This is a genomic window from Flavobacterium sp. KY-23415 (assembly GCF_055384985.1).
Genome location: NZ_AP044001.1, coordinates 1,584,821 through 1,596,800 on the forward strand (window position 1 = coordinate 1,584,821; position 11,980 = coordinate 1,596,800).

An 11,980-nucleotide genomic window follows, 5' to 3' on the forward strand; every position below is an offset into this window, starting at 1 on the left:
GAAGTAACCGATTTTTAAAAAAGAGATTAGTTACTTTTATCGAAGATTTAAAAAAAGAAAATAAAAGAAAATAATAATGAAAGGAGTATTATTAGTAAACTTAGGTTCACCAGAAAGTCCAACACCTAAAGACGTTAAACCTTATTTGGATGAGTTTTTAATGGATAAATATGTAATAGATGTTCCATTTTTATTGCGCGCTTTATTGGTTAGAGGAATTATTTTGCAAACAAGACCAAAAAAATCTGCAGCAGCATATAAAAAAATATGGTGGGAAGAAGGCTCTCCTCTTATTGTTCTTTCAAAAAGAATGAAAGAAAAAGTAGAAAAAGATGTTAGTGTTCCTGTTTCATTAGCCATGCGTTATGGAAATCCTAGTATAGAATCTGGTTTACAGGAATTGAATGACAAAGGGGTAACAGAAGTATTGTTGTTTCCATTATATCCGCAACACGCAATGGCTTCAACTGTCACAATTTTGGTTTTAGCAGAGGAAATCCGCAAAAAGAAATTTCCTCACATGAGTTTTACCATTGTTCCTGCATTTTACAATCAAAAAGATTATATTAGAGATTTGTCAAATTCAATTAAAAAGCATTTAGAAGGATTTGATTATGATCATTTATTGTTTTCATATCACGGAATTCCAGAGCGTCATATTAGAAAAACAGATGTTACAAAAAGCCACTGTAAAATAGATGGAAGTTGTTGTAACACTCCATCACCAGCTCATGAATTTTGTTATCGACACCAATGTTTTGAAACAACAAAACAGGTCGTAGCATTTTTAGGCATTGAAGAGGGTAAATATAGCGAAACTTTTCAATCACGTTTAGCTGGTGACAAATGGTTAATGCCCTATACAGATGTGGAAATTAACAAAATGCCAGAAAAGGGGATAAAAAAACTAGCCGTAGTTACACCTGCCTTTGTTGCAGATTGTTTAGAAACATTAGAAGAGATTGCAATGGAAGCAAATCATCAATTTAAAGAACATGGAGGTGAAGAATTTAGAGCAATTCCTTGTTTAAATGATGATGATGATTGGTGCAAAACATTGAGCCGTTGGATTGATCAATGGGCTTTTCAAAATAAAGATCAAAAAGTATAATGGCAGTTTCTTCTAAAGAATTAGGATCATTAGACATAAAAAAATTATTGATTAAACAATCTGTACCTGCTTCAATAGGTATATTGTTTATGTCGATTAACATATTAATAGACACTATCTTCGTTGGACAGTGGATAGGTTCATTGGCAATAGCAGCTGTTTCAGTGGTATTGCCAATTACTTTTTTAATTTCTTCCTTAGGAATGGCACTTGGCATTGGAGGAAGTTCTATTATTTCAAGAGCTCTTGGAGCCGAAAACAAAGACAAAGCACTACAAACATTTGGGAATCAAATAATGATGACTGTTTTTCTTGCGGTGTTATCTGTAGTCGTTGGATTTTTCTATTCAGATGAAGTTTTGTTACTTTTTGGAGCAAATGGTGCAATAAAAGAACCTGCAAAAGCGTTTTTTATGCCTGTACTTTATGGGGTGCCTTTTTTAGCACTTTGCATGATGGGAAATGCGGTAATTAGGGCAGAAGGCAAACCTAAATTTGCAATGATTGCCATGATAATTCCTGCATTTAGTAATATTATTCTAGATATCATCTTCATTAAATTTTTAAAATTAGGAATGTTTGGAGCAGCATTGGCTACCTCGATTTCTTATTTTATGTGTTTTGCATTTATTCTTTGGTTTTTTATCTATAAAAGTGAGTTAAAACCAAAATTCAAACATTTTTTACTGCAACAAAAAATTATTTCAGAAATTACTTCTTTAGGGTTTGTAACTTTTTCAAGACAAGGTGTTGTAGCAGTCTTGTCAATAATTTTAAATCATACTTTGTTCGTTCATGGCGGAGAAGATTCTGTAGCTATCTATGGTATTATTAGTAGAATGTTAATGTTTGCATTATTCCCAATTTTAGGAGTAACACAGGGTTTTTTACCAATCGCAGGATATAATTATGGAGCCAAACAATATGCTAGAGTGAGCGAAACCATTTCAACATCTATAAAATGGGCAGCTTTTTTAGCAACCATAATTTTTGTATTCATACTTGTATTAGCTAGTCCTATCGTAGCAATTTTTACAAAAGACGCAAAAATAATTGCAGAAACGCCAAATGCTTTGCGTATTGTTTTTGCAGCTTCTCCAATTATTGCGATTCAATTAATTGGAGCGGCCTATTTTCAAGCTGCAGGAAAAGCCATTCCAGCACTCTTGCTAACACTTACTAAACAAGGCTTTTTCTTAATTCCATTAGTTCTTGTTTTACCAAATTATTATGGTATTTTTGGAGTATGGATTTCTTTTCCAATTGCAGATGTTCTAGCAACATTAGTTACAGCCTTCTTTTTACGAAGTGAAATGAAGAGGAAATTAGTTTAATAGTGGAGAGATTTCAAAACGAAAAGGGTGTTAATATTACAAAAAGCAATATTAAGTGAAAGACAAAAGGGAATCAATTTTTTAGACTCTTAACAAATAAATTTATATATAAATGAAAAAATATTTTATACTTTTTATTGTTTCTGCTTTTTTGATTTCTTGTACAATGCCAAAATATATTTTTGATAATAAAGGACAATCTACAGGTGTCGATTTTAGAACAGGAAAATGGTTATTAAACGAAATAGATGCTCCTTCAAATGTAGAAGATCAATTAACAGCATTGGCTCTTAAAGATTTTAAAGGCTTTCTCAATGATAGATTAGTACTTGTTAATGAAGCAAAAGGATTATTGCTGCCAAGAAAAATAGATGTTAATCCCGATAAAAAAGCATTAGAAGATTTAAAAAAAGGAACAAATTTTGATTTTTTCATTACTATAAAAGCTTCAAAAATTAAAGAAGATTTTGGCTCGGTAGATTTAACTCCAAGTAGATTTAATAATGGAGGAACGAATCAAAGTGAAGTACTTTTAGAAATTTATGATTTAAATCTTGCTCAAATTATCTACTCACAAAGAGTAATCGGATCAACAGAATTATCTCAGGACAAACAAGATGTACATTTCTCAAAATCTTCCCGTTCACTTTTAATCGGGGCATATAAAAAGCTGATAAAAGATATAGAGAAAAAATCTATAAAATAAATACAATGGAATATAATTATATAAAATCACTTCATCTAATTTTTGTTATAACATGGTTTGCTGGACTTTTTTATATTGTTCGTTTGTTTGTTTATCATGCAGAAGCGAAACTAAAAGCTCAACTAGAACAAGATATTTTAATAAAACAATATCAATTAATGCAATATAGATTGTGGTATATTATTACTTGGCCAAGTGCCGTGTTAGCGAGTCTATTTGCTTTTTATTTATTGTATTTAAACCCAAATTGGCTATCTCAATCATGGATGCATGTTAAATTGGCATTTGTTTTGCTACTCTATATTTATCATTTAAAATGTCATCAAATATTTAAACAATTGCAAAGAGATGAAGTTAAACACAGTTCTAATTTCTTTAGAATCTGGAATGAGGGAGCTACAATTATCTTATTTGCGGTTGTTTTTTTAGTAATTTTAAAAAGTGCAATAAATTGGGTTTTTGGTGTAGTGGGTATCATTACTTTTTCTGTTTTGATAATGCTAGGATTTAAATTTTATAAACGAGTTAGAGAAAAAAATAAAGAATAGTATATATCGTGTTTACGTTAAAAATAAAAAAATTATCACTTCGAGTAAGAATATTTTTATCAATGATATTCTTAACCCTAATTGCATCTATTTTAATTGCATTGGTATCCTATTATCAATTTAAAAAAGAAGCTAGAGAATACCATCAAGACAGATTAGAGCGTAAAGAAAATGCGATTATTGAGAATATTAATTATGTTCTAAACAATACGACCTATCTCTTGACTACCGAAAATATTCAGTATATTTTTAAAGAGAAAATTCACGAATTGGCAGATATTCATAGTTTAGAAATTAATTTTTTCGATTTAGACGGAAATCTATTAATATCGTCCAAACCTGTTTTTAAAATGGATAGTATTAAACCAAAAATTAATTCATCAACTTTAAAAATATTAAGAGGAACAATAGAGAAAAGATATGTTGAATTTACAAAAATTGACGGACTTCCTTATCGATCTTCTTACAGTTATATAAAAGACAATAAGTTTAAACCATTAGCTATTTTAAACCTTCCTTATGAAGAAGACACTGAATTTTATGACAATGAAATTCGAAACTTTTTAATTCGCTTTAGTCAGGTCTATTTCTTAATGTTTCTAATAGCTATTTTTCTATCCTATTTTTTATCAAGCTATATTACAAAGTCACTTAAAATAATATCAGACAAAATACAGGAAACAAACTTTAATCAACAAAATCAAAAAATTGAGTTAGAAGAAGGCAGTAGAGAAATTAATCTTTTAATAGAATCCTATAATAGTATGGTTGATAAATTAGAAGATAGTGCCACAAAGTTAGCACAAAGTGAGAGAGAACAAGCTTGGAGAGAAATGGCAAAACAAGTTGCACACGAAATTAAGAACCCATTAACACCAATGCGTTTAACCGTGCAAAGTTTTCAAAGGCGTTTTGATGAAACCGATCCTAAAATTAAAGAAAAGTTAGATGATTTTTCAAAAACCTTAATACAACAAATCGATACGATGAGTTCCGTTGCAAGTGCATTTTCAAATTTTGCTTCCATGCCAGCACAACAAAATGAAACATTAAATGTTGTTAAAATTGTGCAATTGGCACTGGAAATATTTAATGAAGATTTTATTAAATATTCTTATGTAGAAGAAGAAATAATTGCTAGATTAGATAGAACACAATTAATTAGAGTCATCACTAATTTGGTTAAAAATGCGATACAATCTTTACCAGAAGAACAAGAAAACAAATCGGTCTTGGTTCGCATTTTTAAAGAAGATAATGAAGTTAAAATAGAAGTGAGAGACAATGGAAAGGGTATTTCAGAAGAAAATAAAGCAAGAATTTTCGAGCCAAAATTTACTACAAAATCCAGTGGAATGGGGCTAGGACTTGCCATCATTAAAAAAATAATTGAAAACTATAACGGAAGAATAACCTTTGAAAGCCAAGAAGGAGTAGGAACCACTTTCCTAGTTTGCTTTCCAATAACATCATAAATAGAATAAAAATGGAGAATATTTTAATTGAAAAACAAGAAAACATTGCAATTGTAACCATTAATAGACCAGAAAAGTTAAATGCTTTAAATAAAGCAACAATTTTTGAATTGCATGAAAGCTTTAAAATGCTAAATGAAGATGCAACAATAAAAGCAATCATTATTACTGGTAGTGGTGAAAAAGCATTTGTTGCAGGAGCAGATATATCAGAATTTGCTCATTTTTCGGAAGAAGATGGAGGAAAATTAGCAGCGAAAGGACAAGAATTATTGTTCGATTTTGTAGAAAATTTAAGTACACCAGTTATAGCTGCTGTAAACGGTTTTGCGTTAGGAGGAGGTTTAGAGTTAGCAATGGCTTGTCATTTTAGAGTAGCTTCCGAAAATGCAAAAATGGGATTACCAGAAGTAACATTAGGTGTAATTCCAGGATATGGAGGTACACAGCGTTTATCGCAATTAGTAGGCAAAGGAAGAGCAATGGAAATGATAATGACAGCAGGAATGATAGACGCAGTTGCAGCAAAAGAAAGTGGCCTTGTTAATCATGTTGTTGCACAAGCAGAATTAATAGAATTTACAAAAGGGATAGCCTCTAAGATTGTTAGAAATTCTAGTACAGCTATTTCTAAAGCCATTCAAGCGGTAAATGCAAATTTTAAAGACGGTGTAAACGGTTTTGAAGTTGAAATTGAGAATTTTGGAGCTTGTTTTGGAACCGAGGACTTTAAAGAAGGAACAACTGCTTTTTTAGAAAAAAGGAAAGCTAATTTTAAATAGAAAGAAGACTATATTTTAAAAAAGGCTATTTGAAATTTTCCAAACAGCCTTTTTGTTTTTTTAGATAATGTAGTATAAATAATTATAGTAAAACAATTTACTTACCTTTTTTTATACTAATGAAAGATCATTAATATTTTGAAGCAAATCGATAAGTATATTTTTTTCTGATTGAACACTCATGCTAAATAAATTTATAAAATAAATGTACAAAAAAACAATCTTCTAAAAACTACTCTACCATTTTCTGCAACTGGGCAATTAAAACATCTTTGTCTTTTAAACGGGCTTCATACAATTCAATGATTTTTGCAGTTTGTTCTTTGCTTTCTTGATATAGATTTTGAACTTCTTGATGACCAATTAAAGTGCTATTGTCGTGATTGTTATTTTGGTTATAAATGATATTAGGAGCTACTTCTAGAATATCTTTCACTGGCGTTTCTAATATCTCAGCAATCTTAAACAAACGTTCTACAGAAAGTTTAGTTTCTTGTTTTTCTATTTTAGAATAGGCAACTTGACTAATATCGAGCATGTGTGCCATATATTCATGCGAATAGCCTTTCTCTTTACGAATATCTTTTATTTTTTCTATTACATTTTCCATAACCTACACTTATTAATAACACATCAAAAGTAATGAAAATATTTTTAAAGTTATTGAAACCTGTGTGATTTTTATTCAAATTTGTAAAACAAAATATATCTGCAGATAAACTTTTGTAACTATAAAAAAATGTATAATTTTAAAATCTAAGAAAATGAATTTAGAAAATTTAAATTTAGTAGAGCTAAATGCTCAAGAAGTACAAGAAACTGAGGGTGGTTTTTGGTGGGTTGATTGGTTAATAAATGTAGGTAGCCCTTCGATACCTTCATTTGATTATAGTAATGAGCTATTTTTGCAAGGACCCCATACTGTATAGTTAAAAACTTAAAAAACCTAAAAAAAACTTAGCAAAATATTTTGCTAAGTTTTGCAATTTATAAAAATGGATAAAATAAAAGAAATCAAGAAGGTTTTTACAGATAACTTGCAAAAACAAAGAATGAAAGACAGAAAAATAAGTTTCCTAAGGCTTGTTCTTTTTTTTATAATGATATTCTTTTTTTATAGTTTGGCAAATAACGTAGATAATTATTATTACCAATTTTTTTTAACACTTTCTTTTTTTTCTTTTATTTTTTTACTCTTTTATGCAAGTTCTATTTCAGAAAAAATGAAGTTTTACAAAAATGTAATAATGGTATGTGTAGATATTGAAGAAGGAAAAAAAATAAATGAAATTCAGGAGTTTAGTGACCATCCTTATGATAAGGATCTTGATATACTGGGAACCAATTCTATTTTTTCTTTTCTCAATATTACTCAAACATATTACGGTTATAATGCATTAAAACATTCCTTGCTTTATCCAATTTTAGAACCTGAAACTATTCTTCAAAAGCAAGAAGCAATAAAAGAATTATCAAATGATATTGAATGGAATATTTTATTTCTTGCCAAAGCCAAGGAAGCAAATGAAAGAGAATACATTGATACTTCCTTTAAATTTTATTTAGGAAATACAAGAAAAACATTATTGTCTATAGCTATACCTATAATCAATGTTTTAATTTTATTCATATTCCTATTTTTAAATATCTCTATATTTAGTGTTACTATTTTATTGTTTCCAATACTATCTTATTTATTGGTTAATAGACTTTATGGAAGAAAAATAAAAAAACAATATACAAATGCAAATCTTAAGGCAAATGAAATAAATATTTATTCTTTATTGTTTAAGTCAATCGAAGAAAAAAAGTTTAATGCAAAGAAAAATAATAATTTAAAAGATAAGTTCAATGATGGTTTAATTGCTTCCAAGTCGATAGAAAAACTATTTAAGCTTCTTAATTATTATGAAAACAGGAAGATACCAATTGTTGGAATTCTTTTAAATATTTTTGTTTTATGGGATTTACAATTTGCTTATAGAATTGAAAACCATCTTAAAGAGATAAAGAGTAAGTTTCCTGTTTGGTTAGAAATGATGGGAGAATTTGAATCTTTAATAAGTTTTAGTATTTATGCTCAAAAAAACCCAGAGTTTGTTTATCCTGTTATCTCTCTACAACCAGGGTTTTATGATTTTAAAAATTTTTCACATCCACTTTTAGAAAAAAACACAAGAGTTTTAAATGATTTTAGAGTTGATAAAAATAATAATATTTCAATAATAACAGGAGCTAATATGACTGGTAAAAGTACTTTTTTAAGAAGTATTGGAGTTAATCTTGTATTAGCTATGAATGGAGCCCCAGTTTGCGCAGATAAATTCACTTTCTTCCCTTCAAATATTTTTAGTAGTATGAGGACGAACGACTCATTGACAGATGGGAGTTCTTATTTTAATGCAGAGATAAAAAGATTAAGGCAATTAATTGAAAAATTAAATAGAGAAGAACCTCAATTTATCATTTTAGATGAAATTTTAAAAGGCACTAATTCAATAGATAAACTAAACGGTTCAAAACTTTTTATTGAAAAAATTATCAAAACAAAGGCAAAAATAACAGGTATTATTGCTACACATGATATTGATTTAACAAAAATGGTTGAAATTTATCCTGATAATATTCAAAATTTGTGCTTTGAATTGCACCAAGAAAACGGAGAATTGGTTCCTGATTATAAATTAGTATCTGGTGTAACGCAAACAATGAATGCTATAAGGTTATTGAAAGAGTATAAAATAATTGATTAGTTTTTTTAACAAAAAATATATTGTACAAAATAATTTTTTAGGTTTGATTTACTATATACAAGATTAAAATTTGGTCTATTAATGCACACATGTTTTCTAACTTAATCCCTTTTATAATTTTTATACTTAAAAACGATGGCTAAATCAAGAAAAGTGAAGTATTATTTTTTTGGGTTTCATAAATCATTAATGTTTTTTAATTAACTTCAGGGTTCTATTCTATATTTTAATAGAATTAAATGTTATTGAAATTGTTGGTTATAAATAGGGTAATAGTTATGAATATTTCAGATTTTTATTATTTTCTAAAATCCCCCAGATATTTATCTGCACAAGCTACTACAATAAAAGAAAAGACATTGATTTTTACAATATTGTTTGTAATTGTTTATGTGTTGTCGGTAACAATTACTATTTTTAACCAGCTTGTTTTTAGTATTATAGATGATAATGTTTCGACAAAAACATTTCAACAGCTAAGTGCTAAATTGTTTAATGACTATTCTTTGTTTAATTATTTCTATATTCTTTTTTTAGGACCACTTTTAGAAGAGTTAATATTTAGACTTCCACTTAAATATAAGAAAATAAACTTTATTATTTCTTTTTCCATATTAACACTCTTGTTTTTAGGTGGGGAATTTTATTCAACATTTTACTCATGGAGAACAGCTTTAATAAAGACAGGAACAATTCTGTGTGTTTTTTTGTTTTTTTTCTGGATTAAGCAATCTCTGATTGATAAAGTAGTCACAAAATATTATACTATTTTTTTTTATTTTTTGTCAATTGCTTTTGCTTTTTATCACATTTCCAATTATGATAGTATATTACCAGATAAATATATATGGCTAATACCACTATTAATCTTGCCTCAATTTATTTTGGGTATTTTTACCAGCTACATAAGATTAAAAAACGGTTTTTGGTGGGTTTTTTTTATGCATGTATTCTTTAATTCTCCCTCTGTGATATTATCTTTGTTAATGTTATTTTTAAATAAAAGGTAGTAAAATGGAGAAGATTGAAATAGTTAAATCATCAATAGGCTTAGGAACAGTTTTAGCTGTAACCATTTCTTGGAGTCTAAATAAATCTTTATTTTGGGCAATTTTTCATGGTTTATGTGGCTGGTTATATATCATTTACTATGCTATTGGCAACCCTAATAATGATAATTTAGATGAATGACCATTATTTAAAAAACTAAAAAATTATACTATACCTTGTTTGCAAAAGTACTTTGTGCCATTTTTTCTATGTATACATTTGAAAAAGGCTATAAATATGGAGAACATTTAGCAAAACAAGATAAAGAGATAATTAAATAGTGTGCTAATTACTTTAGCATGAAATATTAATCAAAATAATATCAATTATGAAAGCTAATCAATTTATAAAATTCATTTTTTTTGTACTTATATTCAAACTCATATTAGATTTAATTTTTAATTGGAGCCATACTACAAATGAAATTAAAAATGGGTTTAATGAAGGTTGGAGTGATGCTTCAAAAAAGGAAATTACAAAATAGTTTTTATGGAAAATAGCAAAAAACAAAAAAAAAAATTAACAACAAGAGTTATAATTTTTGTAATTTCTTTAACTATTTTTTCAAATTGGATAGCTATAGAAAAAATGATAAGAAAATTTTATAACATTTTATAAAATTAATAAACATCAGAATCATTAGAGATGAAAAAAAAGCATTGTACATTCTTATTGCGAGTATAGCATTCCTGTTTTTATTAGTATTTGTTTATGATGAAGGTAAAGCCAAGGGGCGTGCTCTTTATACTTTTTTTAGTGTAAAAGTTATGATTCTTTTTTAAAAGTTATTGCAAAACAACTAGTTTTCTATTTTTTTTGTACAAAAAAAATAAACCATGAACTTTAGTTCAGATCCTATAAACACTACCGAATATCTTATTGCTAAAAACAAAATAAAAAGTGTTTCCATTTACTTAATGGTTATTCTTGCTATTATAGTCGTTTTAGCCTTATTACCTGTTATAAAAATAGATATTAGTAGCCAAAGTAGAGGTATTGTTAGAAGTAAAACAGATAATGTACCCATTACTTCCTTGGTTAATGGAAAAATTACCCATCTCTATATAAAAAACAATGTTTTTGTTAGCAAAGGAGATACTTTGTTTACGGTTTCTAAAGAAAACCTTGAAGCAGAAAAGGAATTACAAGATACTATAACTTCTTCTGTAATTGCATTATTAGAAGATGTAACTCATTGCATCAATAATAAATCAGGTTTATTAAAAACTCCAACTTTTAGAGAAGATTTTGATAAATATCAGGCACAGAAAATTGAGTTACAAGGTAAAATTTCACAAGCTCAAGTTAATTTCAATCGCTATAAAGCCTTATATGACAAAAAAGTAGTAGCACAAGTAGAATATGAAAAATATTTATACGAATTGCGCTTTGCAAAAGAAACACTGCAAAGTTTTGTTAACCAACAAAGAGCTGCTTGGCAAAAGCAAAAGCAAGAATTAGAAGAAAGAATTAAAAACTTGCACGGAGGTATAGAAAAAATCAAAATCGAAGAGAAAAATTATGCTGTTTTAGCACCAGTTTCAGGAAGTGTAGAAAATTTCATAGGGCTTCAAGTGGGTTCGTTTATCAATGCCTCTCAAACAATTGCTGTATTGTCTCCAGAAGATAACTTAATTGTAGAAAGCACTGTTTCGCCCAACGATATTGGTTTGTTAAAGCAAAATCAATCGGTTAAATTCCAGATAGACGCTTTTAATTATAACCAGTGGGGTTTATTAGAGGGCAAAATTATCGATATTGATAAAAATGTAACCATACAAGAAAATCAAGCTTTTTTCAGGGTGAGATGTAGTGTAAAAAACAATACCCTACAATTAAAATCGGGTTATAAAACAACTATTACCAAAGGCATGACGCTAACAACTCGGTATATCATTACGCGTAGAAGTTTATATGATTTACTGTTTGATAAAATGGACGATTGGTTAAACCCGAAGATAATTAGTAATTAGCAAACTGCAACGAGTAAATAGCAAACTGCAACGAGTAAATAGTAAACTGCAACGAGTAAATAGTAAGCTGCAACGAGCAAATAGTAAACTGCAACGAGTAAATAGCAAACTGCAACGAGTAAATAGTAAACTGCAACGAGTAAATAGTAAACTGCAACGAGTAAATAGTAAGCTGCAACGAGCAAATAGTAAACTGCAACGAATATGCCTCAAAAGAGTTAAAAAAAGCAGTTGTTAAAGAAAAGAAT

Annotated in this window: 12 protein-coding genes; 11 read left to right on the plus strand and 1 reads right to left on the minus strand. The window is 28.4% G+C overall.

What is annotated here, in order from left to right:
• Positions 1-76: 76 nt before the first annotated feature.
• The 6 genes from hemH (at position 77) to ACZ49Z_RS07075 (ending at position 5,956) form a co-directional block, all read left to right on the plus strand.
• Complete coding sequence (hemH, locus tag ACZ49Z_RS07050) at positions 77-1,111, plus strand: ferrochelatase (protein ID WP_464307477.1); 1,035 nt, start codon at positions 77-79, stop codon at positions 1,109-1,111.
• Positions 1,111-2,445, plus strand: coding sequence for an MATE family efflux transporter (locus ACZ49Z_RS07055; protein ID WP_464307478.1), 1,335 nt, complete (start codon positions 1,111-1,113; stop codon positions 2,443-2,445). Before hemH ends, ACZ49Z_RS07055 begins: the two co-directional genes overlap by 1 nt.
• 112 nt (positions 2,446-2,557) lie before the next feature.
• On the plus strand, positions 2,558-3,151 hold the full coding sequence (locus ACZ49Z_RS07060; RefSeq protein WP_464307479.1) for a hypothetical protein: 594 nt from the start codon (positions 2,558-2,560) through the stop codon (positions 3,149-3,151).
• Between the two features lie 5 nt (positions 3,152-3,156).
• On the plus strand, positions 3,157-3,699 hold the full coding sequence (locus tag ACZ49Z_RS07065) for a CopD family protein (protein ID WP_464307480.1): 543 nt from the start codon (positions 3,157-3,159) through the stop codon (positions 3,697-3,699).
• Positions 3,700-3,761: 62 nt separating this feature from the next.
• Positions 3,762-5,174 (plus strand): sensor histidine kinase, encoded by a 1,413-nt coding sequence (locus ACZ49Z_RS07070; RefSeq protein WP_464307481.1) that lies wholly within the window; start codon positions 3,762-3,764, stop codon positions 5,172-5,174.
• A gap of 5 nt (positions 5,175-5,179) precedes the next feature.
• On the plus strand, positions 5,180-5,956 hold the full coding sequence (locus ACZ49Z_RS07075; RefSeq protein ID WP_464308051.1) for an enoyl-CoA hydratase/isomerase family protein: 777 nt from the start codon (positions 5,180-5,182) through the stop codon (positions 5,954-5,956).
• A 232-nt stretch (positions 5,957-6,188) separates the two neighbouring features.
• On the opposite strand, the gene ACZ49Z_RS07080 is transcribed toward ACZ49Z_RS07075, so the two are convergent.
• Positions 6,189-6,566 carry a helix-turn-helix domain-containing protein gene (locus tag ACZ49Z_RS07080; protein WP_464307482.1) on the minus strand — a complete coding sequence of 126 codons (378 nt, stop codon included), beginning with the start codon at positions 6,564-6,566 and terminating at the stop codon, positions 6,189-6,191.
• A 154-nt stretch (positions 6,567-6,720) separates the two neighbouring features.
• On the opposite strand from ACZ49Z_RS07080, the gene ACZ49Z_RS07085 reads away from it, so the two are divergent.
• From ACZ49Z_RS07085 to ACZ49Z_RS07105, 5 genes are all read left to right on the plus strand, one after another.
• Positions 6,721-6,885, plus strand: coding sequence for a hypothetical protein (locus ACZ49Z_RS07085; RefSeq protein WP_464307483.1), 165 nt, complete (start codon positions 6,721-6,723; stop codon positions 6,883-6,885).
• Positions 6,886-6,951: 66 nt separating this feature from the next.
• Complete coding sequence (locus ACZ49Z_RS07090) at positions 6,952-8,709, plus strand: MutS-related protein (protein ID WP_464307484.1); 1,758 nt, start codon at positions 6,952-6,954, stop codon at positions 8,707-8,709.
• Between the two features lie 1,014 nt (positions 8,710-9,723).
• Positions 9,724-9,900 carry a hypothetical protein gene (locus ACZ49Z_RS07095; protein WP_464307485.1) on the plus strand — a complete coding sequence of 59 codons (177 nt, stop codon included), beginning with the start codon at positions 9,724-9,726 and terminating at the stop codon, positions 9,898-9,900.
• Between the two features lie 187 nt (positions 9,901-10,087).
• A complete protein-coding gene (locus ACZ49Z_RS07100; protein WP_464307486.1) occupies positions 10,088-10,243 on the plus strand; it encodes a hypothetical protein in 156 nt (51 codons plus the stop codon).
• A gap of 352 nt (positions 10,244-10,595) precedes the next feature.
• Positions 10,596-11,732: an HlyD family secretion protein gene (locus tag ACZ49Z_RS07105; protein ID WP_464307487.1), complete on the plus strand. Its 1,137-nt coding sequence runs from the start codon at positions 10,596-10,598 to the stop codon at positions 11,730-11,732.
• Positions 11,733-11,980 lie beyond the last annotated feature (248 nt).

Bases quoted from the DNA above. Each gene is read 5' to 3' on its own strand.
- hemH (WP_464307477.1), top strand. From the start codon at position 77: ATGAAAGGAGTATTATTAGTAAACTTAGGTTCACCAGAAAGTCCAACA.
- ACZ49Z_RS07055 (WP_464307478.1), top strand. From the start codon at position 1,111: ATGGCAGTTTCTTCTAAAGAATTAGGATCATTAGACATAAAAAAATTA.
- ACZ49Z_RS07060 (WP_464307479.1), top strand. From the start codon at position 2,558: ATGAAAAAATATTTTATACTTTTTATTGTTTCTGCTTTTTTGATTTCT.
- ACZ49Z_RS07065 (WP_464307480.1), top strand. From the start codon at position 3,157: ATGGAATATAATTATATAAAATCACTTCATCTAATTTTTGTTATAACA.
- ACZ49Z_RS07070 (WP_464307481.1), top strand. From the start codon at position 3,762: ATGATATTCTTAACCCTAATTGCATCTATTTTAATTGCATTGGTATCC.
- ACZ49Z_RS07080 (WP_464307482.1), bottom strand. From the start codon at position 6,566: ATGGAAAATGTAATAGAAAAAATAAAAGATATTCGTAAAGAGAAAGGC.
- ACZ49Z_RS07085 (WP_464307483.1), top strand. From the start codon at position 6,721: ATGAATTTAGAAAATTTAAATTTAGTAGAGCTAAATGCTCAAGAAGTA.
- ACZ49Z_RS07090 (WP_464307484.1), top strand. From the start codon at position 6,952: ATGGATAAAATAAAAGAAATCAAGAAGGTTTTTACAGATAACTTGCAA.
- ACZ49Z_RS07095 (WP_464307485.1), top strand. From the start codon at position 9,724: ATGGAGAAGATTGAAATAGTTAAATCATCAATAGGCTTAGGAACAGTT.
- ACZ49Z_RS07100 (WP_464307486.1), top strand. From the start codon at position 10,088: ATGAAAGCTAATCAATTTATAAAATTCATTTTTTTTGTACTTATATTC.
- ACZ49Z_RS07105 (WP_464307487.1), top strand. From the start codon at position 10,596: ATGAACTTTAGTTCAGATCCTATAAACACTACCGAATATCTTATTGCT.